The 23029-nt window shown below is 73.1% G+C and carries 23 protein-coding genes and 1 pseudogene; 12 read left to right on the top strand and 12 right to left on the bottom strand.

Annotated elements, in window-relative coordinates; all coding sequences use genetic code 11:
• Positions 1–61: 61 nt before the first annotated feature.
• Complete coding sequence (locus AC07C1_RS30910) at positions 62–1261, bottom strand: trans-sulfuration enzyme family protein (protein ID WP_478944312.1); 1200 nt, start codon at positions 1259–1261, stop codon at positions 62–64.
• Positions 1262–1321: 60 nt separating this feature from the next.
• On the opposite strand from AC07C1_RS30910, the gene AC07C1_RS30905 reads away from it, so the two are divergent.
• Positions 1322–1807 carry an Lrp/AsnC family transcriptional regulator gene (locus AC07C1_RS30905; RefSeq protein WP_478944310.1) on the top strand — a complete coding sequence of 162 codons (486 nt, stop codon included), beginning with the start codon at positions 1322–1324 and terminating at the stop codon, positions 1805–1807.
• A 53-nt stretch (positions 1808–1860) separates the two neighbouring features.
• The gene (locus tag AC07C1_RS30900; protein ID WP_478944308.1) at positions 1861–3552 is read left to right on the top strand and encodes a DUF885 domain-containing protein; all 1692 of its coding nucleotides are present in this window, start codon (positions 1861–1863) and stop codon (positions 3550–3552) included.
• A 48-nt stretch (positions 3553–3600) separates the two neighbouring features.
• Here AC07C1_RS30900 and AC07C1_RS30895 read toward each other — a convergent pair.
• A pseudogene (locus tag AC07C1_RS30895) lies at positions 3601–4044 on the bottom strand (SDR family oxidoreductase); the annotation flags it as partial.
• A gap of 244 nt (positions 4045–4288) precedes the next feature.
• Between AC07C1_RS30895 and AC07C1_RS30890 the strand changes: the two are divergent.
• The 4 genes from AC07C1_RS30890 to AC07C1_RS30875 all read left to right on the top strand — a co-directional run bounded on the left by AC07C1_RS30890 (position 4289) and on the right by AC07C1_RS30875 (position 8025).
• Positions 4289–4966, top strand: coding sequence for a hypothetical protein (locus tag AC07C1_RS30890; protein ID WP_478944306.1), 678 nt, complete (start codon positions 4289–4291; stop codon positions 4964–4966).
• 162 nt (positions 4967–5128) lie between these two features.
• A complete protein-coding gene (locus tag AC07C1_RS30885; protein ID WP_478944304.1) occupies positions 5129–5374 on the top strand; it encodes a ferredoxin in 246 nt (81 codons plus the stop codon).
• Complete coding sequence (locus tag AC07C1_RS30880; RefSeq protein WP_478944302.1) at positions 5364–6755, top strand: NAD(P)/FAD-dependent oxidoreductase; 1392 nt, start codon at positions 5364–5366, stop codon at positions 6753–6755. The genes AC07C1_RS30885 and AC07C1_RS30880 overlap by 11 nt, the downstream gene beginning before the upstream one ends.
• Positions 6756–6789: 34 nt before the next feature.
• The gene (locus AC07C1_RS30875) at positions 6790–8025 is read left to right on the top strand and encodes a cytochrome P450 (protein ID WP_478944300.1); all 1236 of its coding nucleotides are present in this window, start codon (positions 6790–6792) and stop codon (positions 8023–8025) included.
• Here the strand turns inward: AC07C1_RS30875 and AC07C1_RS30870 are convergent.
• Positions 8003–8542: an Imm21 family immunity protein gene (locus AC07C1_RS30870; protein ID WP_478944298.1), complete on the bottom strand. Its 540-nt coding sequence runs from the start codon at positions 8540–8542 to the stop codon at positions 8003–8005. The genes AC07C1_RS30875 and AC07C1_RS30870 overlap by 23 nt on opposite strands.
• Before the next feature lie 51 nt (positions 8543–8593).
• A complete protein-coding gene (locus tag AC07C1_RS30865) occupies positions 8594–9070 on the bottom strand; it encodes a rhodanese-like domain-containing protein (RefSeq protein WP_478944296.1) in 477 nt (158 codons plus the stop codon).
• A gap of 94 nt (positions 9071–9164) precedes the next feature.
• Here AC07C1_RS30865 and AC07C1_RS30860 point away from each other — a divergent pair, with 94 nt between their 5' ends.
• On the top strand, positions 9165–9611 hold the full coding sequence (locus tag AC07C1_RS30860; protein ID WP_478944294.1) for an Lrp/AsnC family transcriptional regulator: 447 nt from the start codon (positions 9165–9167) through the stop codon (positions 9609–9611).
• 67 nt (positions 9612–9678) lie between these two features.
• Here the strand turns inward: AC07C1_RS30860 and AC07C1_RS30855 are convergent, their stop codons facing one another.
• Positions 9679–10185, bottom strand: a complete 507-nt coding sequence (locus AC07C1_RS30855; RefSeq protein ID WP_478944292.1) for a GNAT family N-acetyltransferase — start codon at positions 10183–10185, stop codon at positions 9679–9681.
• Between the two features lie 233 nt (positions 10186–10418).
• Positions 10419–10529, bottom strand: a complete 111-nt coding sequence (locus AC07C1_RS30850; protein ID WP_478944364.1) for a MerR family DNA-binding transcriptional regulator — start codon at positions 10527–10529, stop codon at positions 10419–10421.
• 92 nt (positions 10530–10621) lie between these two features.
• Between AC07C1_RS30850 and AC07C1_RS30845 the strand changes: the two genes are divergently transcribed.
• Complete coding sequence (locus AC07C1_RS30845; protein ID WP_478944290.1) at positions 10622–11293, top strand: SDR family NAD(P)-dependent oxidoreductase; 672 nt, start codon at positions 10622–10624, stop codon at positions 11291–11293.
• Between the two features lie 77 nt (positions 11294–11370).
• Here the strand turns inward: AC07C1_RS30845 and AC07C1_RS30840 are convergent, their stop codons facing one another.
• The 5 genes from AC07C1_RS30840 to AC07C1_RS30820 all read right to left on the bottom strand — a co-directional run bounded on the left by AC07C1_RS30840 (position 11371) and on the right by AC07C1_RS30820 (position 17597).
• Positions 11371–14364: an AAA family ATPase gene (locus AC07C1_RS30840; RefSeq protein ID WP_478944288.1), complete on the bottom strand. Its 2994-nt coding sequence runs from the start codon at positions 14362–14364 to the stop codon at positions 11371–11373.
• A complete protein-coding gene (locus AC07C1_RS30835) occupies positions 14361–15524 on the bottom strand; it encodes an exonuclease SbcCD subunit D (RefSeq protein ID WP_478944286.1) in 1164 nt (387 codons plus the stop codon). The genes AC07C1_RS30840 and AC07C1_RS30835 overlap by 4 nt, the downstream gene beginning before the upstream one ends.
• Positions 15525–15631: 107 nt before the next feature.
• A complete protein-coding gene (locus tag AC07C1_RS30830) occupies positions 15632–16258 on the bottom strand; it encodes a YigZ family protein (protein WP_478944285.1) in 627 nt (208 codons plus the stop codon).
• 41 nt (positions 16259–16299) lie between these two features.
• The gene (locus AC07C1_RS30825; protein WP_478944283.1) at positions 16300–16860 is read right to left on the bottom strand and encodes a SixA phosphatase family protein; all 561 of its coding nucleotides are present in this window, start codon (positions 16858–16860) and stop codon (positions 16300–16302) included.
• Entirely contained in the window at positions 16857–17597 is a 741-nt protein-coding gene (locus tag AC07C1_RS30820; RefSeq protein ID WP_478944281.1) for a hypothetical protein, read from the bottom strand. Before AC07C1_RS30820 ends, AC07C1_RS30825 begins: the two co-directional genes overlap by 4 nt.
• A gap of 154 nt (positions 17598–17751) precedes the next feature.
• On the opposite strand from AC07C1_RS30820, the gene AC07C1_RS30815 reads away from it, so the two are divergent.
• The 3 genes from AC07C1_RS30815 to AC07C1_RS30805 all read left to right on the top strand — a co-directional run bounded on the left by AC07C1_RS30815 (position 17752) and on the right by AC07C1_RS30805 (position 21283).
• Positions 17752–18159, top strand: coding sequence for a CoA-binding protein (locus AC07C1_RS30815; RefSeq protein ID WP_478944280.1), 408 nt, complete (start codon positions 17752–17754; stop codon positions 18157–18159).
• A 203-nt stretch (positions 18160–18362) separates the two neighbouring features.
• Positions 18363–19997 (top strand): APC family permease, encoded by a 1635-nt coding sequence (locus AC07C1_RS30810; RefSeq protein ID WP_478944278.1) that lies wholly within the window; start codon positions 18363–18365, stop codon positions 19995–19997.
• Between the two features lie 65 nt (positions 19998–20062).
• Entirely contained in the window at positions 20063–21283 is a 1221-nt protein-coding gene (locus AC07C1_RS30805; RefSeq protein ID WP_478944276.1) for a 4-hydroxybenzoate 3-monooxygenase, read from the top strand.
• A 41-nt stretch (positions 21284–21324) separates the two neighbouring features.
• Here AC07C1_RS30805 and AC07C1_RS30800 read toward each other — a convergent pair whose 3' ends face one another.
• Positions 21325–21708: an ArsR/SmtB family transcription factor gene (locus AC07C1_RS30800; RefSeq protein WP_478944274.1), complete on the bottom strand. Its 384-nt coding sequence runs from the start codon at positions 21706–21708 to the stop codon at positions 21325–21327.
• A 242-nt stretch (positions 21709–21950) separates the two neighbouring features.
• On the opposite strand from AC07C1_RS30800, the gene AC07C1_RS30795 reads away from it, so the two are divergent.
• Entirely contained in the window at positions 21951–22976 is a 1026-nt protein-coding gene (locus AC07C1_RS30795) for a cation diffusion facilitator family transporter (RefSeq protein ID WP_478944363.1), read from the top strand.
• The last annotated feature ends 53 nt before the right edge of the window (positions 22977–23029 follow it).

The raw sequence follows: 23029 nt of genomic DNA, 5'->3' as shown, positions 1-23029 counted from the left end.
CGGTGTCCGGTGATGCCGACCCCCCGCAAGCCATCGCCGGCCACGCCCGGTGGCCGGTCCGTCAGCGCACCGCCTCGCGCAGCGGCACCGGCTCCCGGGTCCGCTCCCCCAGGGCCTGTTCCAGATCGGCCCACAGGTCGTCCACGTCCTCCAGGCCCACGGACAACCGCAGCAACCGGTCGCTCACCCCCGCCCCCCGCCGGTCGTCGGCGTCGACGATGCGGTGGCTGATCGACGCGGGATGCTGGATGAGGGTGTCGACGCTGCCCAGGCTCACCGCCGGGGTGATGAGCCGGACCCGGGAGATGACCTCGTGCGGGTCGCCGTGCACCTCGAAGGCGATCATCGCGCCGCCGAGCCGCGGATAGTGGACCCGGGCCACGCGCGGGTCGGCGCCGAGCCGACGGACCAGTTCGGCGGCGTTCGCGGAGGCGGCCCGGACCCGTACCGGCAGAGTGGACAGCCCGCGCAGCAGCAGATAGCCCGCCAGCGGATGCAGTACCCCGCCGGTGGCGAACCGTATCTGCCGCAGCCGGCCGGCGAACTCCTCGTCGCACGCGACGACTCCGGCGAGCACGTCGCCATGGCCGCCGAGGTACTTGGTGGCGCTGTGCAGCACCAGCCGGGCGCCCTGCTCGGCCGGGCGTTGCAGGACGGGCGTGGCGAAGGTGTTGTCGGCGAGCAGCGGGACGGAGCCGCAGGCGTGGGCGATGGCCCGCAGGTCGAGTTCGGCCAGGGTCGGGTTGGCCGGGGACTCGACCATCACCAGGCCGGTGTCCGCCCGGAGCGCGTCGGTGATGCCGGCCGGGTCGGTCCAGGTGACCTCCGTACCGAGCAGCCCGGCGGTCAGCAGATGATCACTGCAGCCGTACAGGGGGCGTACGGCGACCACGTGCCGCAGACCCATGGCGGACCGGGCGAGCAGGACCGCGCTGAGGGCGGCCATGCCGCTGGCGAAGGCGACCGCGGACTCCGTGCCCTCCAGGCGGGCCAGCGCGGTCTCGAAACGGGCGACGGTCGGGTTGCCGAGGCGGCCGTAGACGGGCGGTCCGACCGGGTCGGCGCCGTCGGTGGCGAAGGCGTCGATGCGGGCGGCCTCGGCGCGGCTGTCGTAGGAGGGGTAGGTGGTGGACAGGTCGATCGGCGGGGCGTGCAGGCCCTGGCGGGCGAGATCGTCGCGGCCGGCATGCACGGCCTCGGTGGCCAGGGCTCTCGATGCGGTGCGTACGTCGTCGTAGGCACGGGTGCTCGCGGTGTCCATGGGCGGAAGGGTGAACATCGAACGGTTCACGGGAGTCGAACACCGTGCTACGTTCGGCCAATGGCCGAATCTGTCGTACTGGATCCGGTGGACCTGCATCTGCTGCGGCTGCTGCAGAACGACGCCCGGACCACCTACCGTGATCTCGCCGCCCAGGTGGGCGTGGCACCCTCGACCTGTCTGGACCGGGTGACCCGGCTGCGCCGCTCGGGCGTGATCCTCGGGCACCGGCTGCGGCTCGATCCGGCCAGACTCGGGCGTGGCCTCCAGGCCCTGCTGTCGGTGCAGGTACGGCCGCACCGACGCGAGCTGGTGGGACCGTTCGTCGAGCGGATCCGAGAGCTGCCGGAGGCACGGACGGTGTTCCATCTGACCGGCCCGGACGACTACCTGGTGCATGTGGCCGTCGCGGACATGGCCGATCTGCAGCGGCTGGTGCTCGACGAGTTCACGGCGCGGCGTGAGGTGGCCCGGGTGGAGACCCGGTTGATCTTCCAGCAGTGGGAGTGCGGACCGCTGCTGCCTCCCGGCCACGCCGAGAGCTGAATACCCGCACTGGTGGGTGACGCGATGATCCTCCTCGTACGAGGATGGGCCGCATGTCTGAGACCCAGAGCCCGCTGCCCCGTCAGGTCGCCGACGCGTATGTGGACGACCTCATCGCCCTCGACCCGGTCACCGGTACCTACCTCGGTGTGAAGGAGAGTTCGAGCAGGCTGCCCGACTACTCGCCGGCGGGCCAGGAGGCTCTCGCGGAGCTGGCCCGGGCCACGCTCGCGAAGCTGGACGAGGCGGAGCGGCGGCCCGGTGCGGACAGCGATCAGGAGCGGCGCTGCGGGCGGCTGCTGCGGGAGCGGCTGACCGCCGAACTCGCCGTCCAAGAGGCGGACGAGCACCTGCGCGCGGTCGGCAACATGCACACGCCGGGACACTCGGTGCGGGACATCTTCACGGTCACTCCGTCCCAGACGGACGAGGACTGGGTGGCGATCGCCGAGCGGCTGCGCGCGGTCCCGGGCGCGCTCGCGGGCTACCGCGAGTCCCTCGGACTCGGCCTGGAGCGGAAGCTGTTCGCGGCGCCCCGGCCGACCGCTACCTTCATCGGGCAGCTCACCGAGTGGGTGGACACCGACGGCTCGGGCCGCGGCTGGTTCGAGGACTTCGCCGCCGCCGGGCCGCAGGCGCTGCGCACGGAGCTGGACGAGGCGGCCCGGGCGGCGACCGGCGCCCTGGTGGAGCTGCGGGACTGGTTGCGGGACGTGTACGCGCCGGCCGCCGAGGGCGCCCCGAACACGGTGGGGCGCGAGCGGTACGCGCGCTGGTCCCGTTACTTCAACGGCACGGACCTCGACCTGGACGAGGCGTACGCGTACGGCTGGTCGGAGTTCCACCGGATCCTCGGCGAGATGAAGCAGGAGGCGGAGAAGGTCCTGCCCGGCGCCGAGACGCCGTGGGTGGCCCTCGCGCACCTCGATGAGCACGGCCGGCACATCGAGGGCGTGGAAGAGGTCCGCGCGTGGTTGCAGGGGCTGATGGACAAGGCCATCGAGGACCTGGACGGCACACACTTCGAACTCGCCGAGCGGGTGCGGAGGGTGGAGTCCCGCATCGCCCCGCCCGGTGGCGCGGCGGCGCCCTACTACACGGGTCCGTCGGAGGACTTCTCCCGGCCGGGCCGCACGTGGCTGCCGACGATGGGGCAGACCCGGTTCCCGGTCTACGACCTGGTGTCGACCTGGTACCACGAGGGCGTGCCCGGGCATCACCTGCAGCTCGCGCAGTGGGCGCACGTGGCCGAGAACCTCTCCCGCTACCAGGCGACGGTCGGCGGGGTCAGCGCCAACGCGGAGGGCTGGGCCCTGTACGCGGAGCGGCTGATGGACGAGCTGGGCTACCTGGCGGACCCGGAGGAGCGGCTCGGTTACCTGGACGCGCAGATGATGCGGGCGGCCCGGGTGATCGTGGACATCGGCATGCACCTGGAGCTGGAGATTCCGGCGGACTCGCCGTTCCACCCCGGTGAGCGGTGGACGCCGGAGCTGGCGCAGGAGTTCTTCGGCGCGCACAGCAGTAGGCCGGCGGACTTCGTGGAGAGCGAGCTGACCCGGTATCTGACGATTCCGGGCCAGGCGATCGGCTACAAGCTCGGTGAGCGGGCCTGGCTGCTGGGCCGGGAGAAGGCGCGGGAGCGGCACGGCGACGCCTTCGACCTGAAGGCCTGGCACATGGCGGCGCTGTCGCAGGGCTCGCTGGGCCTGGACGACCTGGTGGACGAGCTGTCCCGGCTCTGACCATCGCGGGCGCGGCCTCCGAAGCTGCCCCCGAGCCGATGCGCCGGCTCAACGCCGGAAACCGCCTTCGGAGTTGATGACCTCCCCGGTGATCCAGCCCGCCTCGTCGGTGGCCAGCCATGCGATGAGGCGGGCCGGGTCGTCGGGAACACCCCAGCGTCCGGCCGGGAACGGCGCGGCGACGGCCACGCGGGCCTCGCCGGTGGCGTAACCGGTGTCCACGGGGCCCGGGTTGACGGTGTTCACGGTGATCGACTGCTCGGCGAGCGTGGTGGACAACGAGCGGGTGAGAGAGGCGAGGGCGCCCTTCTGCAGGGCATAGGCGATCTCGCCCGGCATGCCACCCGCGATGTCCTGCCCGGAGGTCATCAGCACCACCCGCCCGCCGGGAACGCCTTGCGGCAGCCCGGCGCGCGAGCGGGCGTACGCCTGGACCAGCAGCAGCACGGAGCGGGTGTCCACGACCCAGTGGGCGTCGAGCATCGCGGCGTCGGCACCGATGCGGGACCACGTGCCCCCGGCACCGGGGCGAGACCGCACGCCCCAGGCACGGAGGCGGGACGCGAGGGCGCGGCGCGGGTGCCGGGGCCACCTGGGGAGCACGGGAACCACGCGCCGCGAGCGGGACCGGAACGCCCGCCCGCCCCGCTCGGCCGTACGGCCGCCTCCCGGTGGCGCGCGTCGCGGGAAGATCGCTAGCTGGAGCCGGGGACGATGTGGAGGAGGCGGGCCGGGCATGCAGCAGAAGGGGTCGGGGCAGCAGGCGCTGGAGACGCCGCGGGCCGCCGGGCTGGCCGGCGTGGTCTTCGCGCTGTTGCTGGCGGCGGCGATCGTCCTGGTGCGCCTCGGGATGCCCGAGGGGGCCGACGCGGTCACCGCTCAGGCGTTCACGGACTCCGGGCGGCGCGACGCGGTGCGGACGGCCCTCGCGCTCGTGCCGTTCGCCGGCATCTTCTTCCTGTGGTTCGTCGGCGCGGTACGCGCACACGTCGGGGACGCCGAGGACAAGTTCCTCGCCACCGTCTTCCTCGGCAGCGGGCTGGTCTTCACCGCCATGATGTTCGGCGCAGCGGCGGCGGCGAGTGCCGTGCTCACGGTCGGGCACTCCACCGGCGCGGTGCCCGGCCTCCCCACCTGGGACTTCGGCCGCCATTTCGCGTACACGCTGCTGACGGGGTACGCCATGCGGATGGCGGCGGTCTTCGTGTGCTCCATGTCGGTGATCGGCCACCGTCTCGGCGTCCTGCCGCGCTGGCTCTCCCTCCTGGGCTTTCTCACCGCATTGGCGCTGCTGTTCCTCTCGTCGAACGTCCCCTGGGCGGAGCTGGTCTTCCCCGCCTGGTCGCTGGTGCTCAGCGTCCACATTCTCGCTGCGAGCCGCCGCGCGGAACCCCGTACGGCCGCATCCGCGTGATCTGGCCGGGCGGTACCGCCGCTCACCCGAACGGCTCGCCCCGCGCGCGGGGTCCCCGGCCCGGCTCCCATGCTGGCCTACGGGACATGACCGCCGTCCGGAGTCGACCGCACGCCACGGGGGTTGCGCACCGGACCTGGCCACCGGAAGGGCGGAGCGTCGATGCGGCTCGTCGTCGATCTCAACAAGTGTCAGGGATACGCGCAGTGCGCGTTCCTCGCACCCGACATCTTCACCATGCACGGCGAGGAGTCGCTGGTGTACAACCCGCGCGCGGAGGAGGATCAGCGAGAGCGGGTGGCGCGCGCGGTCGCCGCGTGCCCGGTGCAGGCGATCACGGCCGACGGTCTGGACGATGCGGACAGGCCGTCGGCCGGATCCACGCGGGGGGCGTCCGATGGTCGCTGACTACGTGGACTGGCTCAGGCGCGAGGGCCGGATCGTCATCGTCGGCGCCTCGCTGGCCGGTCTGCGGGCCGCCGAGACGCTGCGCGCCGAGGGCTTCACCGGTTCGCTCACCATGATCGGTGACGAGCCGTACGAGCCGTACGACCGGCCGCCGCTGTCGAAGGCGGTGCTGCTGGGCAAGGCGTCCCCGCTCCACACCGAGCTGCCGCACCGCCGGGAGATCGACGCCAAGTGGCGGCTGGGTGTCGCGGCGACCGGTCTGGACCTGGGGGCCAAGCGGGTGCGGCTGGCCGACGGCGACGAGGTGGAGTACGACCGGTTGCTCATCGCGACCGGTGTCCGCGCCCGGCCGTGGCCGAAGGAGGAGGAAGCCCGGCTGGACGGCGTCTGCCTGCTGCGCACCCGTGACGACGCGGCCGGGCTCTACCAGCGGCTGAAGGCGGGGCCGCGCAGGGTGTTCGTCATCGGCGCCGGGTTCGCCGGTTCGGAGGTCGCCTCGGCCTGCCGGGAGATGGGTGTCGCCGTCACCGTGGCGGAGCGCGCCGGTGCCCCGCTGGCGGGTGCGCTCGGCGGCGTGGTCGGCGCGGTCGGCGCCGACCTGCAGATCGACAACGGCGTGGATCTGCGCACCCGGGTCACGGTGACCTCGCTGGAGGGCGACTCGGCGGGCAGGGTGCGGGCCGTCCATCTGTCCGACGAGAGCACCGTCGAGGCGGACGTCGTGGTCGTCTCGCTGGGTTCGATGCGCAACACCGAGTGGCTGACCGGGTCGGGGCTCGGCGCCGGGCCCCGGGGTATCGCCTGCGACGCGGGCTGCCGGGCCTTCGACTTCCGGGGCATCGTCACCGACGACGTCTTCGTCGCGGGTGACGTCGCGCGGTCCCCGCACGCGCTGTTCGGCTACCAGTTCCTCTCGCTCGAGCACTGGGGCAACGCCGTGGCGCAGGCGGAGACCGCCGCGCACAACATGATCGCCCCGGGCGCCGACCGGCGGCCGCACCTGTGGATGCCCGCTTTCTGGTCCTCGCAGTTCGGGGTGAACATCAAGTCGGTCGGTGTGCCGCCCATGGGCGAGCAGCTCATGATCACGCAGGGCTCGGTGGCCGAGAGCCGGTTCGTCGGCGTCTACGGCTACAAGGGCCGGATGGTGGCCGCCGTGAGCTTCGACAACACCCGGTGGCTGGAGTTCTACCAGCGGGAGATCGAGCGGGGCGCGCCGTTCCCGGTGGAGTTTCCGACGGTGGACCGGCGTCCCGAGGGGCGCCGGCCGGTGGATGCCGACTTCCCGGACCCGTCCCTGCCGACCCACGGCCCCACGGTGACCCTCAGCGGTTACTCGCCGGCCGACCAGCAGTTGGTCTTCCACCCCGCCCGCCACTGACCGCCGCCCGGCCCCGACGCTCCAAGGACCCGCCATGCCGCAAGCCTCGCTTCTGCGCCAGATCACCGACTTCGCGAACCGTGCCAACCCGTACCCGGTGTACGAGGAACTCCGCAGGACGCCGGTGCTCCACGAGGAGGAGGACGGCCCGTACCTCATCAGCTCGTACTACGACATCGAGGCCCTGCTCCACGACCCGCGGATCAGCTCCGACGCCACCAACCTGGCCGCGGCCGGAGACGACGAGCTGTCCCAGGCGGAGAACACGGGGCTGCCGCCGTCCTTCCTGCGGCTCGACCCGCCGGAGCACGACCGGCTGCGGCGCATCGCCAACAGCGCCTTCGGGCCGCCGCACCAGCCGCGCCGGATCGAGAACATGCGGGGGGAACTGGGCGACATCGTCACCGAGCTGATCGACGGTTTCGGGGACGCCCGGCAGATCGACCTGGTCGACCAGTTCGCCTACCCGTTCCCGGTGACGGTGATCTGCCGGCTGCTCGGCGTGCCCCGGGAGGACGAACCGCGTTTCCGGGCCTGGGTCGACCCGCTGGTCGCGAGCCTCGACCCCAACACCCGCCAGAGCGCGGACGCCGACCTCCAGCGGACGGCGCAGGAGGCACGCATGCAGCTCGGCATGTACCTGGCCGGCCTGGTCCAGCAGCGCGCCAAGGAACCGCAGGACGACGTGCTGTCCGACCTGGTCGACAGCCGGGGCCCGAACGGCTCCATGACGACGATGGAAGTGCTGAGCACCGCGGTGCTGCTGCTGATCGCCGGTCACGAGACGACGGTCAACCTGATCACCAACGGCATGCTGACCCTGTTGCGCCATCCGGAGATCCTGCGGCGGCTGCGGGAGGACCCGGGCCTGTCGGTCAAGATCGTGGAGGAGCTGCTGCGGTACGAGCCACCGGTGCAGCTCGTGCCGCAGCGGACCTGCATCGCCGACATCGAGGTGCGCGGGGTCACCATCCCCAAGGGTTCCCGCATCTGGCTCGTCCTGGCGGCCGGCAACCGTGATCCCGAGCGGTTCAAGGACCCCGAGCGCTTCGATCCGGACCGCCAGGACATTCAGCACCTGGGCTTCGGCAGCGGTATCCACAGCTGTTTCGGCGCTCCGCTGGCCCGGCTGGAGACCCAGATCGCGCTGTCCGAACTGGCCCGGCGGCTGGACGGTCCCCGCCTGGTCGAGGACCCGCCGCCGTACCGGCCGAACGCGGTGCTGCGCGGCCCGCGCCACCTGAACATCACCTTCGACGCGGTGCGTTGAGGGTTTGACGGGGGCCACGGACCGCGTCGGTGCGCGAGCCGCCTGAGCCGTACCGGGCCGATCGGGGTCTCGGGTCGTGACGCGGCCCGGGCGGCGCGCAACGCGTAGGGACCGGTCCCGAGCGGGACGCGGGGTCTTCGGCGAGGGCGACCTCGCCGCCCGGCCCGGCGGAGTCGAAGAGGACGACCGGGCCGGGGACGGTCCAGCGGATCTCCGCCTCCCGTTCGGCCTCCGCGGGTGCGGCCGGAGCGGCGGTGCGCAGTGCGTCGTCGGAGTCCGCGGCGCACCAGCGCACGAAGGTGCCGTGCTCGGGTGGGCAGGACCTGGTGGCCGGTGCGGCGCCGAGTACGAGGGCCGCGCCGTCGCCGACCGGAAGCAGTCCGGCATAGCCGGTGACCCCGCCCGCCCGGTCGCGGTCCGTGTCGAGTTCCTCGGCGTCGGTGCCCGCCCAGGACGGCAGCGCCACCTCCGGCACGTCTGTCGGCGGGCCGTCGCCCGGCTCCGCCCGCTCCGGCACCGCCGGGGTCCGCGTGTCGGGCCAGGGGCGGAGAACCCGCCGAGGTGGGTGTCAGCAGCCGCACTCGCCTTCCACGGGTGCCGTCAGCGGATCGGCGTCCCGGCGTGCCGGGCCCTGCCACGTCTCGTAGGCGAAGCCCTCACGGGCCCAGTACTCGAAGCCGCCGAGCATCTCCTTGACCCGGTAGCCGAGTTCGGCGAGGGCGAGGGCGGCGCGGGTGGCGCCGTTGCAGCCGGGCCCCCAGCAGTACGTCACCACGGGCACGGACCGGTCGAGGAGTTGTCCGGCCTGTTCGGGTACGAGCGCGGTCGGCAGGTGGATCGCGCCGGGGATGTGGCCCTGGTCCCAGGACTCGGTGGAGCGGGTGTCGACGACGACGAAGCCGGGGTCACCGCCGGCCGCGAGGGCGGTGGCCACGTCGGAGACGTCGGCGTGGAAGGCGAGACTCGCCCGGAAGTAGGCGGCGGCCTCGGCGGGGGCGGCGGGGGTTACGCGCAGGACGGAGTTCTCGGACGTCGTAGTGATCATGACTGAGAATCTATGGCCCGCAACCCGCTCGCTGAAGCGGGGATCCACGGGGTTCCCCTTGCCCCGCCGGGGATCTCCCTGCTATCCATCCGGGATGACCGTGTATTCCCCGGACGCCACCGACTGGCGCATCCTCGAGGTCCTCCAGCGCGTGGGACGGGCCAGCTACGCCGAGTTGGCCCGCGAAGTCTCCATGTCACCGAGCGCCGTCACCGAACGGGTCCGCCGGCTGGAGGAGGCGGGCGTGATCCAGGGGTACGCGGCGGTCGTCGACCCCGAGCGGCTGGGCCTGCCGATCCTGGCGTTCGTGCGGCTCAGGTACCCGAACGGCAACTACAAGCCCTTCCACGACCTGGTCGCCGCGACCCCGGAGATCCTGGAGGCGCACCATGTCACGGGCGACGACTGCTTCGTCATCAAGGTCGCCGCGCGTTCCATGTCGCATCTGGAAGAGGTCTCGGGGAAGATCGGCACGCTGGGTTCGGTGACCACCAGCGTCGTCTACTCGTCGCCGCTGCCTCGTCGGCCTCTGGGCCGCTAGGCGGTTTCCGGCACCTGTGTGGCTGTCGGGTGGGCCGGCGGCAGGGCGCCGGCCCACCGGGTGATCGCTAAGAACCGGCCGGCTTCATGAACCTGAAGCGGGCCGTGTTCCCCTCAGTGGTCCATCGCTGGAAGCCGGCCTTCTCCAGTACGCGAACGGAAGCCGGGTTCGACAACTCCACGGTGGCGACCACGGTATCGACACCGGGCGCGGTGAGTGCGAACGCGGCGAGCGCCCCGGTGGCCTCGGGGGCGTAGCCCCGGCCGCGGCGGGAGGCCACGATGCCGTATCCGATCTCGAGGATTCCCTCACCGGGGGGCCAGAACAGGCCGATCGACCCCACCACGAGGCCGCTGTCACGCTCGACGACCAGACGGTGGCCGTGTTCGCCGAGCCAGGCGGGGTGCTGGTCGAAGAGGCCCGCGATGACGCGGTCGCCTTCGGCGGGGAAGTCGTCGGCCCAGTGGGCCGACCTGGTGCCGTCGCGGACCGCGGTGGCCTCGGCCGTGGTCCACGGCCGCAGGACGAGGCGGTCGGTGTTCAGCTCGCGGGTTCGCGAGGTGGCGAAACGCATGTGTGACTCCTGGTCGTCGGAACGACCCGGACCGCGCTCTGCAGACGCGCGGGCCGGACAAGGGCATGCTGAAGAGGGCCGTCGGCGGCCATATTCATCAACCTCCCCTGTTCGGTGATCACGCGCGTCCGCGCGGCATGACGGTAGCGACCCGACTCCCCCCGGGACAAAGGGTTTTCGGCGGGACGGCCGGCTGCCGGACACCCGTCGGCGCCCAGGGGGTGTCTCGTCGTTCAGGCCGGAGCGGAGATCAGCGCCCGGGAGTGTGGCCGTATCAGTCCCTGGTCCTCGTAGTAGCGCAACAGCCGCTGGCTCACCCCGGTCCTTCGCGCCGCCTCGCTGATTCTCAGGGGGTTCCGCTTCCGTGCTTGACCTTCACACCGGTGTGAGACCTTAGCCTGGCCCCGAGTCGCTGACGGGTGATGAGGAGGCAGTGATGCCGGGAGTCGTGGTGATCGGAGCGGGTCCGGGAATCGGGCAGGCGGTCGCCCGCCGGTTCGCGCGCGAGGGACTGCCCGTGGGGGTCATCGCCCGCACCGGGGCCACGGCGGCGGCCGCGGCCGAGGCGGTCGGACAGGTCGGCCCGCGCGCCGTGGCCCGGACCGCCGACAGCACCGACGAGACGGTTCTGCGAGCCGCCCTCGACGCGGTCGCCGAAGAGCTGGGGCCGCCCGACGTCGTGGTGTACAACGCGGCGCTCATCCGGCCGGACGCCCCTGGCGAGTTGTCCGCGCGGGCCCAACTGGACGCCTATGCGGTCAACGTGGTGGGGGCGCTCACCGCCGCGGCCCACGTCGTACCGGCGATGGCCGATCGCGGGCGCGGCACCTTCATCATCACCGGCGGCATGCCCGAGCCCAAGCCGGAGTACGTCAGCCTCTCCCTCGGCAAGGCGGGTGTACGCACGCTGGTCACGCTCCTGGACCAGCGGTACGGCCCCGCGGGCGTGCACGTGGCCACCGTGACCGTGGCCGGCCCGGTCGCCCCGGGAACGGCGTTCGATCCTCGAGACATCGCCGAGCACTACTGGCGCCTGCACACCCAGCCCCGTCATGCCTGGCAACGGGAGGTCGTCCACGGCGGCAACGCCCCGGGACAGCACACCTAGGGCCTCTCGTTTGGATCATGCCGGGCTCGCGGGGCCTGGCACCGCACCCTGATCCGGCATGATCCAATCGAAAGACCCTAGCCCACTCCGCGCTGCCGCAGCGTCGACCCCGATCTGTCCTTCACGACCTCCAGTTGGGCGTGGACGCGGCGGCGCAGATCGGCGACGTGGCTGACGATGCCGACGCTGCGGTCCCGCTCGCGCAGCGAGTCGAGGACGTCCAGGACCTCGTCCAGCGTCTGGTCGTCGAGGCTGCCGAATCCCTCGTCGATGAAGAGGGTGTCCAGGCGGACGCCTCCCGCCTCGTCGGTGACGACGTCGGCGAGGCCGAGGGCGAGGGCGAGGGAGGCGAAGAAGGTCTCGCCGCCGGACAGGGTCGCGGTGTCCCGTTCCCGGCCCGTCCAGGCGTCGACCACGTGCAGCCCGAGCCCGCTGCGGCCGCGTCCGGTGCGGTCGGCGGAGTGGACGAGGGTGTACCGGCCGGAAGACATGCGCTGCAGGCGCACGGTCGCGGCGGCGGCCACCTGCTCCAGGCGGGCCGCGAGCACGTACGACTCCAGGCGCATCTTGCGTTCGTTGTCGGCGGAGGTGCCGGCGGTGAGGGCGGCGAGCCGGGCGACCCGGTCGTACTCGTCGCGCAGCGGTGCGAGGCGGCGTACGGCCTCGGCGGCCCGCGCGGAGAGGCGGTCCAGCTCTGTGCGGCAGCGGGCGGCGGCGTCGCGCGCGGAGGCGGCCTCCCGCAGCCGGCGTTCCGCCGCGACCGCCGCCCGTTCGGCCAGGGCCGGATCGGCGGGCGGCTGCTGGGCGGCCGCGGCGGCGTCGGCCTCCGCCAGCACGGCGCGTACGGCGGCCTCGTCGGCCTGCCAGGCGTCCAGGTGGTGTTGCAGCTCGCGGTGGGCGGCGGCGTCCAGGAGGGCGGCGGCCGCGGCCTGGGGGGTGTCGAAGCCGGCCCGGTAGGCGGCGTCGGCGAGGCGGGCGTCGGCGTCCTTCAGACGCTGGGCGGTGTCCTCGGCGGCGCGCACGGCGTCGGCGGCCCGGGTGAGCATCGTGGCCTGCCGCTCCAGCTGCGCGGCGCGCGCGGCCACACTGTCGGCCGTGCCGCGCGCCTGCGCCAGCTCTCTTTCCAGCAGCGCCTGTTCACGTTCCAGGCTGTCCCGCCGGGTGAGCCGGGAGGCGGCGCGTACGGCGGCCTGCTGACGGTCGGCGAGGCGCTGCTCACGCTCGTGCTCGGCGCGCCGCAGCTCCTCGTGGGCGGTGTGCAGGGCGGAGGCGTCGCGGCGGGCGCGGGCGTACTGCTGCTCGAGTTCGTCGGCCTCGGTGGCGAGCCGGGCGGTGGGCGTGTCACCGGCCTCGGCGGTGGCGGCGGCCAGGGCCTCGCGGACGGCGCCGAGGCGCCGCTCGTCCTCGGTGTGCTGTTCCTCGGCGCGCTGGTAGGCGGCGAGGGCGCGGTCCTCGGTCTCGCGGTCGACGTGCCCGGCGACCTTGCGGGCCGGTGCGGGGTGTTCGGTGGCTCCGCAGACGGCGCAGGGTTCGCCGTCGGTGAGGTGAGCGGCCAATTCGGCGGCGATGCCATTCAGGCGCTGTTCCTTGAGGTCGAGCCAGTGGGCGCGTGCGTCGAGGGTGCGCTGCTCGGAGGCGAGTGCCCGGCGCTGGGCCTCGCGCAGGTCCGCGGCCAGCTCGTCCCGGGCGCGGGCGGCGGTGAGGCGCGCCCGCATCGGTTCCCGCTGGACGGCGAGCTGTTCGGCGCGGGTGGCGGCCTCCTGTGCGGAGTCGATGCGGGTCTGCAGCGCCGCGCGCGTCGTGTCCCAGTCGGCGAGCCAGGCGTCGGCCTCGTGCAGGACGTCCTCGTCGGCGCGCTCCTGCCGGTCGAGCCCGGTCCGCTCCTGGACGAGTTCGGCGAGCCGCCGCTCGGCGCGCCGGGCGGCGTCCAGACCGCCCAGTTCCTCGGCGGCCCGGCGGGCGGCGGAGGCGAGTCCGCCCGCACCGGCGTCGGCGTGGGAGTCGGGCAGCATCGCCCGCGCGCGTGACTCCGCCTGGGCGGCCCTGCGGTGCTCCTCCTCGGCGGCCTCGCGCAGCTCCAGCGCGGGCTCGACCGCCTCCGCCTTGCGGGCCCGCTCCATGCGTTGCTGCGCCTCGCGGTGGGCGCCGGCCCGCTCCTGGAGGCGCTCGGCGCGCTGCCGTGCCCCGGCGAACCTGCTCTGCAGCCGGGCGACCTCACGTACGTCCTCCAGGGCCCGCTGCGCTGCGGCGTGGGCGGATTCGGCGGCGTCGAGGCGGCAGTGGGCGACGGTGAGGCGTTCACGGGCGGTGCTGCGGGCGACCGCGGCGGCGCCGAGGACGGCCTCGGCCAGACCTGGGTCACCGGGGGCCAGCTCGGGCAGCTCCATGGCATCGCCGGCCTCCTGCTGCATGCGGTGGGCGTCGGCGAGCAGGGCCGTGTCGCCTTCCCGCACGCGTGCCTCGGCGGCGCGGCGGCGTTCGGCGAGGCGCTTCTCGACCTCGGCGAACCGCTGGGTGTCGAAGAGGCGGCCGAGCAGGCGGCCGCGGGCCTCGGCGTCGGCGCGCAGGAAACGGGCGAAGTCGCCCTGCGGCAGCAGGACGACCTGGCAGAACTGTTCACGGCTCATGCCCAGCAGCTGGGTGATCTCCTCGCCGATCTCCTGGTGGGAGCGGCTGCGGTCCTTCCAGACGCCGTCCGCGCCGGCGTACTCGCGCAGCCAGGTCTGGGCCTTGTCGAGGGTGGTGCCCTTGCCGCGCAGCTTGGGTCGCTCCCACGGCGGCTGCCGGGTGATCTCCAGCCGGCGTCCGGCCACGGTCAGTTCGAGGCGGACCTCGGTGCGGGTGCGCGTCTCGGCGTGGTCGCTGCGCAGGTTCATGCCCTGGCCGCTCTGCCGGGCGCCGGGGACGGCGCCGTAGAGGGCGTAGCAGACGGCGTCCAGGACGGAGGTCTTGCCCGCGCCGGTCGGACCGTGCAGCAGGAAGAGCCCGGCGGTGGACAGCGCGTCGAAGTCGACGCTCTGGGAGCCGCCGAAGGGCCCGAAGGCGGTGATGTCCAGCCGGTGCAGCCTCACCGGGCCACCTCCCGTACGGCGTCGTCGGCGCGCACCGCGTCGAAGGCGTCCCGCAGCACGGCCGCCTCCCGCTCGTCCGGTCCGGCGCCGCGCACATGGGCGACGAAGTCCTGGGCGATCTGCTGGTCGCTGCGGCCCGCGAGCCGGCGGGCGTACGTCCCCTCGGGGTCGTCCGGGGCCCGTTCCGGGGCGAAGACCAGGCTGAGCGTGTGCGGGAAGCGCTCGGCGAGCCGGGCCATCGGGTCGGCCGGCCGGACCGGGTCGGTGAGGGTGGCCTCGACCCAGGCGTCCTCGTGCCGGGCCAGCTCCGGGTCGGCGAGGAGGTCGTCCAGCGTGCCGCGGATACGGGCGAGCGGGCGCGGCACCGGGCAGTCGACGCGCTCGCCGGTGACCGAGCCGTCCGCGGCCAGGTCGATCAGCCACATGCTCTTGCGGTGGCCGGCCTCGGAGAAGGAGTAGGCGAGCGGGGAGCCGGAGTAGCGCACGCGCTCGGTGATCGTCTGGCAGCCGTGCAGATGCCCGAGCGCCGCGTAGTCCACGCCGTCGAAGACCCCGGCCGGGACGGCGGCAACCCCGCCGACGGTGATGTCCCGCTCGCTGTCGCTGGCCTGACCGCCGGTGACGAAGGCGTGGGCGAGGACGACGGAACGGGTGCCCGGCGCGCGCGTGGCGAGGTCGGCGCGGACGCGGTCCATGGCAGCACCGAGCACTGTCTCGTGGCCGGCCCTGTCCACGGCGAACTCGTCCTTCACCAGCGCGGGTTCGAGGTAGGGCAGCCCGTAGAGGGCGACGTCGCCGTGGGCGTCCGTCAGGACCACCGGGGTGCCGACGGCGGCAGGTTCGGTGCGCAGGTGGATGCCCGCGCGGTCGATGAGTCCGGCGGCGACGCCGAGACGGCGGGCCGAGTCGTGGTTGCCGGAGATCATCACCGTGGGCACGCCGAGGTCGGCGAGGCGGTGCAGGGCGTCGTCGAACAGCTCGACCGCGGCGAGCGGCGGCACCGCACGGTCGTACACGTCCCCGGCCACGACCACCGCGTCCACCCCGCACTCACGGACGGTGGTGACGAGGTGACCGATGAACTCGGCCTGGGCCGCGAGCATGTTCACCCGGTGGAAGGCCCGGCCGAGATGCCAGTCGGACGTGTGCAGGAGTCGCATGATCCCCGAGACTATCGGCCGGGTCTGACATCACGGACGGTCACTCCCGTATCAGCCCGTCATCACCCGCCCCACAGGCGCCCGTTATGCCCGATTAAGCCGGAACGTCACGCATCTCCGTAGGCTTCTCCGCCCAGTTCGAACCCCGCCGTGCCCGCCGTCACATCGGCCAGCCAGCCGCGGAAGGCGTCCACGTCGGCGTCCGGCAGGCCGATCTCGAGGGTGACCGCCTCGCCGTAGCGGACGTCCCGCACCTCGCGTCCGGTGGCGCGCAGATCGTTCTGGACCTTGCCCGCCCGCTGGTGGTCGACGGTCACCGTGGCCAGCCGGAAGCGGCGCCGGGTGATCGTGCCGAGCGCGTCCAGGGCCTCGCCGACGGCTCCGCCGTAGGCGCGGATGAGGCCGCCGGCGCCGAGCTTGGTCCCGCCGTAGTAGCGGGTGACGACGGCGACCGTGTACCGCATGTCGCGGCGCAGGAGCATCTGCAGCATGGGGACGCCGGCGGTGCCGCCCGGTTCACCGTCGTCGCTGGCCTTCTGTACGGAGGCGTCGGCGCCGACGACGTACGCCCAGCAGTTGTGGGTGGCGTCGGCGTGCTCCTTGCGGACGGAGGCGACGAAGTCCTGAGCCTCCTGTTCGGTGGCGGCCGGGGCGAGGGCGCACAGGAAGCGGGAGCGGTTGATCTCGGTCTCGTGCACGCCCGCGTGGGCGACTGTGCGGTACTCGTCCTGCATCCGGTCAGCCTATGCCGCGGGTGTACGCCGGGTGAGCCGGGCTACTCGCTCTTCTTGCCGTGCTCCTTCCTGCCGCGCGGCACGGTGAGCGAGGTGAGCAGGGCGGTGCCCGGGGCGAGGGCGGGCCAGCCCGTGCCGCGCCAGGCCAGTACGGCGATCGCGGACGTGGGGAACTTCACCCGCACCCGGTCCAGCGTGTCGTCCAGACCGCTCCCGGCCAGCTCCAGCACCAGATCCTCGAGCCCCGGGTTGTGCCCGACCAGCAGCAGCGTCTCCACCTCGCGCGGCACCTCCGCGACGACCTGCAGCAGGTCCGGCACACCGGCCGCGTACAGCCGCCGGTCGTAGCGGACCGGGGGCGGGGTGCCCCACTGAGCGGAGGCCAGCTCCCAGGTGCGGCGGGCGCGTACGGCGGTGGAGCACAGGGCGAGGTCGGGCAGCCCGCCGGCCTCGGCGAGGGCGCGACCGGCGGCCGGGGCGTCCCTGAGGCCGCGCGGCGCGAGCGGCCTGCGGTGGTCCTCGACACCCTCGGGCCATGCGGACTTGGCGTGCCGCAGCACCACGAGGCGACGCAGCGGACCGGCGCCCGCCCGCTCGATCACGCGAAGGTCCCGAGGTCGCGGGGCAGGTCGAGGGCGAGCAGCCGGTCGGCGTAGACGAAGGTCTCGAAGCGGGCGCCGTCCGGCAGGTCGGGGGCGTTCTCCACGTCCCGCAGCACCGCCAGGACTCCGGGCAGGTCGAGATCGTCCTCCCAGGCGGCCCGCAGCCGCGCCCGCACCTGCTCGGGCACCGGCCGCGAGGGCTGCCGCGCCCACCCGGCCACGGCCCGGCGCCAGTGGGCGAGCCCGTGCGCCGTCCGGTCCAGCAGTGCGGTGTCCAGCCGGGCGGGTTCGGTGCGGGGGACGGAGAGAAGTGCGAGGCGCAGGGCCGTGGGGTCGGCGAGGAGGGTGGGGAGCGAGGGGTCCGTACCGGCCCCCGTCACCGGCGCCACCGCCACCACCGGTCCCTGGCCGGGCACCGTGCCCGCCCCCGCCTCCCGCACGTGGATCGCCTGTGCCTCGCCGAGCCCGGACGCGAGGTCGCGGCCGTCCTCGAAGGGGCGGATGGCCAGGGTGGTCGCGGCGGTGCGCAGTTCGGCCTGCCGGTGGGGCGCGGTGAGGATCGTCCAGACCGGGGTGCCGCCCAGTTCCAGGGCGCGGACGAGCAGGTCGGCGGTGAGCAGCACCCGCAGCGCCGTCGGATCGAGGCCGGAGGCGTGGACCTCGATGCGGGTCAGGCCGCGGCGGGCGGGTACGGCGGCGACGGGCTCACCGGTTCGGGCGTCGAGAATGCGCAGCACGGGGCGAGCGTAGGCGGCCGGGCGACTGTACGCGGGCATCTTGCGCCGATTCCCGGCGCCGTGGCGGGGTACGGGGGCGGGAATCAGCGTCCCGGGGGTGCTGTTGCCCGCACGGACGACCATCCGACATCCCCCGCAGCCCGAGGAGACGGCCGTGTACGGCGACGAAGCGACGATCCGCAGGATTCTGACCGAGCTGGGTGACACCTGGGCCGTGGTCGGCCTGTCCGCCAACCGCGGCCGGGCCGCGTACGGGGTGGCGCAGGTGCTGCAGCGCTTCGGCAAGCGGATCGTACCGGTGCACCCGAAGGCCGAGACGGTGCACGGCGAGCCGGGTTACGCCTCCCTCGCGGACATCCCCTTCGACGTGGACGTGGTGGACGTCTTCGTCAACAGCGAACTGGCGGGCGCGGTGGCCGACGAGGCCGCGGCGAAGGGTGCGCGGGCCGTCTGGTTCCAGCTGGGTGTCGTCGACGAGGCCGCCTACGAGCGGAGCCGGGCGGCGGGGCTGGAGATGGTCATGGACCGGTGCCCGGCGATCGAAATTCCCCGCCTACGCTAGCCTGTCTCACCTTCTTCTCACAATTCGGCGCTGAATATTGACATTCGGAGTTGATGTCTGACCTGTGTGAAGGCCGCCCCCAAGACAGGCAAGATCCTGGGTCAAGATTTGGGAAACACTCTTTTGTAAACGTGGAAAGCTTTCCTAGCCTGTGGCGTCCTTGCTCGTTAATTCTGCGTTCATGAACTGAGAGGCCACTTGACATGGCGAAAGTCGACGCCCTGCCACAGGCCAAGACGGAGTCCGGCGGTCTACGCCGAGATGTCGGACTGATCGGTCTGATGTGGGCCTCCGTGGGCTCCATCATCGGCTCCGGCTGGCTGTACGGCGCGGAGAAGGCGGTCGTCGTGGCCGGCCCCGCGGCGATCATCTCGTGGGTGATCGGCGCGGTCGCGATCGTGCTGCTGGCGCTCGTGCACGCCGAACTCGGCGGCATGTTCCCGGTGGCGGGCGGCACCGCCCGCTACCCGCACTACGCGTTCGGCGGCCTGGCCGGCATGTCCTTCGGCTGGTTCGCCTGGCTGCAGGCGGCCACCGTGGCCCCCATCGAGGTGGAGGCCATGATCGGCTACGCCGGTCACTGGCAGTGGGCCCAGGGTCTGCAACACGCCGACGGAACCCTGACGCCCGGCGGTTTCGCCACCGCCGTCTTCCTGATGGCGGTCTTCGTCGGCGTCAACTTCTTCGGCGTCCGGGCCCTGGCGCACACCAACAGCGCCGCCACCTGGTGGAAGATCGCCGTCCCGCTCGGGGCGATCTTCATCATCGCGGCGACCAACTTCCACGCGAGCAACTTCACCTCGGAGGGCTTCGCACCGTTCGGCGCCAAGGGCATCCTGGGGGCCATCAGCTCCAGCGGCATCATCTTCGCGCTGCTCGGCTTCGAGCAGGCGATCCAGCTGGCGGGCGAGAGCCGCAACCCGAAGCGTGACCTGCCGCGGGCCACCCTCGGCTCGGTGGCGATCGGCGCCGTGATCTACATCCTGCTGCAGGTCGTCTTCATCGCCGCGCTGCCGCACACCTCGTTCGCGCACGGCTGGGCCAAGCTGGACTTCCCCGGCATCAGCGGCCCGTGGGCGGGCCTGGCGACCGTGGTGGGCCTGGGCTGGCTGGGCTGGGTGCTCTACGTCGACGCGATCATCTCCCCCGCCGGCACCGGCCTGATCTACACCACCGCCACCTCGCGCGTCTCCTTCGGCCTGGCCAAGAACGGCTACGCGCCCAAGGCGTTCGCCAAGACGGACAAGCGCGGCGTGCCGTGGTTCGGCCTCATCATGTCGTTCATCACCGGTGTGATCTGCTTCCTGCCGTTCCCGAGCTGGCAGGAACTGGTCGGCTTCATCACCTCGGCGAGCGTGCTGATGTACGCCGGCGCGCCGCTGGCCTACGGCGTCTTCGCCGACCGCCTGCCGCACCACGAGCGCCCCTACCGGCTGCCCGGCGGCAAGATCATCTCGCCGCTCTCGTTCGTGGTCGCCAACCTGATCATCTACTGGGCCGGCTGGGACACCCTGTGGCGGCTGGGCTTCGCGATCCTGCTCGGCTATGTGCTGCTGGGCTCCTACGCCTGGTACGCCACCAGCAAGCGGCTGCCCGACGCGCCCCGGCTGGACTTCAGGGCCGCGCAGTGGCTGCCCGGTTACCTGCTCGGCCTGGGCCTGATCTCCTGGCTGAGCGGCTTCGGCGGCCGGGGCATCATCCCGCTGTGGTGGGACATCCTGGTCGTGGCGGCCTTCTCCCTGGTCATCTACTACTGGGCCAAGGCGACCGCCTCCCAGCCCGAGGCGATCGAGCGCAGCATCGAGGAGGTCGTGGTCACGGACGCGCCCGCGCACTGACCCCCTCCCGCGTCACCTGCGGTGTCCCGTCGGCTCGCCTGACGGGACACCGTCATAATGTGCGCGTGACGTCTCCTTCCCCCCACTCCGACTCCCCTGCCGCACGCCGCTTCCCGGTCGTCGTCGTGGGCGCCGGACCGGCCGGCCTGACCGTCGGCAACATCCTGCGGGCCGCCGGTGTGGACTGCCTGGTCCTGGAGAGCGAGAGCAGAGAGTTCATCGAACAGCGGCCGCGCGCCGGGGTCATCGAGGAATGGGCCGTACGCGGCCTCGAACGGCGAGGCCTGGCCGGCCGTCTGCTGGAGCGTGCGGAGCGGCACTCCGAGTGCGAGTTCCGCTTCGACCGCCGGGCATACCGCTTCTCCTACACGGAGTTGACGGGCCATCAGCACTGGGTCTACCCGCAGCCACTGCTCGTGACCGATCTCGTGCGCGAGTACGCCGACGTACGCGGGGGCGAGATCCGCTTCGGCGTGCGGGACGTACGCCTGCACGACCTGGACTCGGACCGGCCCTCGGTCTCGTACACCGACCCGGACAGCGGTGAACGGCTGCTGGTGCGCTGTGACTTCGTCGCCGGCTGCGACGGGGCCCGGGGGGCGAGCCGGGCCGCGCTGCCGGGGCGGGCCCGGATGTCCCGGCACGACTACGGCATCAGCTGGCTGGCGCTGCTCGCCGAGGCACCGGCGTCCTCCGACTGCGTGCTGTTCGGCATGCATCCGGGCGGGTTCGCCGGGCACATGCCCCGCAGCCCCGAGGTGACCCGCTACTACCTCCAGTGCCCGCCCGGTGACGACCCGGACAACTGGTCGCACGAGCGCGTCTGGGACGAGCTCCAGCAGCGCCTGCGCGCGGCGGACCGCCCACCGCTGACGGAAGGGAGGCTGCTCGAGAAGCGCGTGCTGGACATGCACAACTACGTCGTCGAACCGATGGTGTCCGGCCGTCTCTTCCTGGCCGGCGACGCCGCACACCTCACCGCGCCGATCGCCGCGAAGGGCATGAACCTGGCCCTGAACGACGCGTTCCTGCTCGGCGACGGCCTGGTCGCGTATCTGACCAAGGACGACCCCACGGGCCTGGACGGCTACTCGGAGGCGTGCCTGCGGCGCGTATGGGACTACCAGGAGTTCTCGGAGTGGCTCTCCGAGATCTACCACGGCACCGCCTCCGGCGACTCCTACCGGGCCGGGACAACGCTGGCGCGGCTCCGCCGGCTGTTCACCTCGCCGGCCGCGGCGGGGGCCTTCGCCGAGCACTATCTCGGAACGGCCACCGCGTTCTGAATCCACGCCGGCCCTGACCAGCACCTTGGTCCGCGGCCTGGTCAGCGCCCCGATCCGGTGACCCGCGTTCCCTCTCCGGCCCGCTCGGCGAGGCGGTGGTCCGCCGTCTTCAGCGCCTCCTCGACCAGGCGGCGCAGGTGTCCGTGCCGGAGTGAGTAGATCACCCGGCGGCCCTCCTTACGGGTGTCCACCAGGCCGGCGAGCCGCAGCCGGGCCAGGTGCTGGCTGACGGCCGGCCGTGCGGCGCCGCATGCCGCGGTGAGCGTGGTGACGTCGGCCTCCGCCGCCGTCAGGGTGTGCAGCAGGGCGAGGCGGGTGCGGTCACCCAGCAGGGCGAGGAGTTCGGCGGCGAGCGCGAACTGCTCCTCGCCCGGGCTGCGCGGGTGCGCATGGTGCGCAGGTGATAGGTGCGTGCGTGCGCTCATACGCACATACTGGCTCGGTGGACGCCGTGCGTCCACCTCCCGCACACCGGAAGGGGTTCGACGTGAGCGACCGGCACCCTCAGCAGCACGGGACGGGCGGACATCCGCACGGCGACGAAGGACACCGGCACGGGCACGGTGACGGCGAACACGGGCACGGGCACGGACACGGCGAGCACGGGCACGGTGACGGCGAGCACGGGCACGGGCACGGCGGGCACCGGCACCCGCGCGATCCCCGGGTGCCGGGGCACCAGGAGCACACGCACGCCCCCTCCTCCGGCCTGCGCCACCGTCTCGCCCACCTCCTCACCACCCCCCACTCCCACGAGACCGCCGACAAGCTGGACCCGGCGCTGGAGTCGTCGGCGCGCGGGATGCGGGCGCTGTGGGTGTCGCTGGCGGCGCTCGGGGGCACCGCGCTCGTGCAGGTGGTCGTGGTGGCCGTGTCCGGGTCGGTGGCGCTGCTCGGGGACACGGTGCACAACGCGACCGACGCGCTGACCGCCGTACCCCTCGGCATCGCCTTCGTGCTGGGGCGGAGGGCGGCGACCCGCCGGTTCACCTACGGCTACGGACGTGCCGAGGATCTCGCGGGGCTCGTCGTCGTGCTGACCATCGCCGCCTCGGCGGCCTTCGCCGCGTGGGCAGGCGTCGGGCGGCTGCTCGACCCGAGTCCGGTCCGGCACGTGCCGGCGGTCGCGGTGGCCGCGGTGGTGGGCTTCGCGGGGAACGAGTGGGTGGCCCGGTACCGGATCCGGGTGGGCCGGGAGATCGGCTCGGCCGCGCTGGTCGCCGACGGGCTGCACGCCCGTACCGACGGATTCGCCTCGCTGGCCGTGCTGTTGGGCGCCGCGGGGTCGGCCCTCGGCCGGCCGGCGGCGGACCCGGTCGTGGGGTTGGTGATCACGGCCGCGATCATGCTGGTGCTGCGGGACGCGGGGCGGGAGGTGTTCCGGCGGGTGCTGGACGCCGTCGACCCGGCGCTGGTGGACCGGGCCGAGCGGGCGGCACGGGACGTGCCGGGTGTGCGGGAGGTCGGCGAGCTGCGACTGCGCTGGATCGGGCACCGGCTGCGGGCCGAACTCGCGGTGGTGGTGGACGGCGAGGCGACGGTACGGCAGGCGCACGCGATCGCCGTCGAGGCCGAACACGCCCTGCTGCACGCCGTACCGGGGCTGACGGCCGCCCTGGTGCACGCCGACCCCGCACCTGCCCCGGGCGAGACGGACCCGCACCTGGCTCTGGCCCACCACTTGACGGCCTGAACGGCCTGACGGCAGACGCCGGACGGCGGCAACCGACAGGCGACAGGCGGCAG

Source organism: Streptomyces sp. NPDC045022 (assembly GCF_056432605.1).
This window is presented reverse-complemented; position numbering and strand designations above follow the sequence as displayed.

Excerpts from the sequence above, each read along its gene's own strand:
- AC07C1_RS30810 (WP_478944278.1), top strand. The coding sequence starts at position 18,363 with ATGGCGAAAGTCGACGCCCTGCCACAGGCCAAGACGGAGTCCGGCGGT.
- AC07C1_RS30830 (WP_478944285.1), bottom strand. The coding sequence starts at position 16,258 with ATGCAGGACGAGTACCGCACAGTCGCCCACGCGGGCGTGCACGAGACC.
- AC07C1_RS30900 (WP_478944308.1), top strand. The coding sequence starts at position 1,861 with ATGTCTGAGACCCAGAGCCCGCTGCCCCGTCAGGTCGCCGACGCGTAT.
- AC07C1_RS30855 (WP_478944292.1), bottom strand. The coding sequence starts at position 10,185 with ATGCGTTTCGCCACCTCGCGAACCCGCGAGCTGAACACCGACCGCCTC.
- AC07C1_RS30910 (WP_478944312.1), bottom strand. The coding sequence starts at position 1,261 with ATGGACACCGCGAGCACCCGTGCCTACGACGACGTACGCACCGCATCG.
- AC07C1_RS30860 (WP_478944294.1), top strand. The coding sequence starts at position 9,165 with ATGACCGTGTATTCCCCGGACGCCACCGACTGGCGCATCCTCGAGGTC.
- AC07C1_RS30800 (WP_478944274.1), bottom strand. The coding sequence starts at position 21,708 with ATGAGCGCACGCACGCACCTATCACCTGCGCACCATGCGCACCCGCGC.
- AC07C1_RS30875 (WP_478944300.1), top strand. The coding sequence starts at position 6,790 with ATGCCGCAAGCCTCGCTTCTGCGCCAGATCACCGACTTCGCGAACCGT.
- AC07C1_RS30880 (WP_478944302.1), top strand. The coding sequence starts at position 5,364 with ATGGTCGCTGACTACGTGGACTGGCTCAGGCGCGAGGGCCGGATCGTC.
- AC07C1_RS30890 (WP_478944306.1), top strand. The coding sequence starts at position 4,289 with ATGCAGCAGAAGGGGTCGGGGCAGCAGGCGCTGGAGACGCCGCGGGCC.
- AC07C1_RS30845 (WP_478944290.1), top strand. The coding sequence starts at position 10,622 with ATGCCGGGAGTCGTGGTGATCGGAGCGGGTCCGGGAATCGGGCAGGCG.
- AC07C1_RS30865 (WP_478944296.1), bottom strand. The coding sequence starts at position 9,070 with ATGATCACTACGACGTCCGAGAACTCCGTCCTGCGCGTAACCCCCGCC.
- AC07C1_RS30835 (WP_478944286.1), bottom strand. The coding sequence starts at position 15,524 with ATGCGACTCCTGCACACGTCCGACTGGCATCTCGGCCGGGCCTTCCAC.
- AC07C1_RS30885 (WP_478944304.1), top strand. The coding sequence starts at position 5,129 with ATGCGGCTCGTCGTCGATCTCAACAAGTGTCAGGGATACGCGCAGTGC.
- AC07C1_RS30905 (WP_478944310.1), top strand. The coding sequence starts at position 1,322 with ATGGCCGAATCTGTCGTACTGGATCCGGTGGACCTGCATCTGCTGCGG.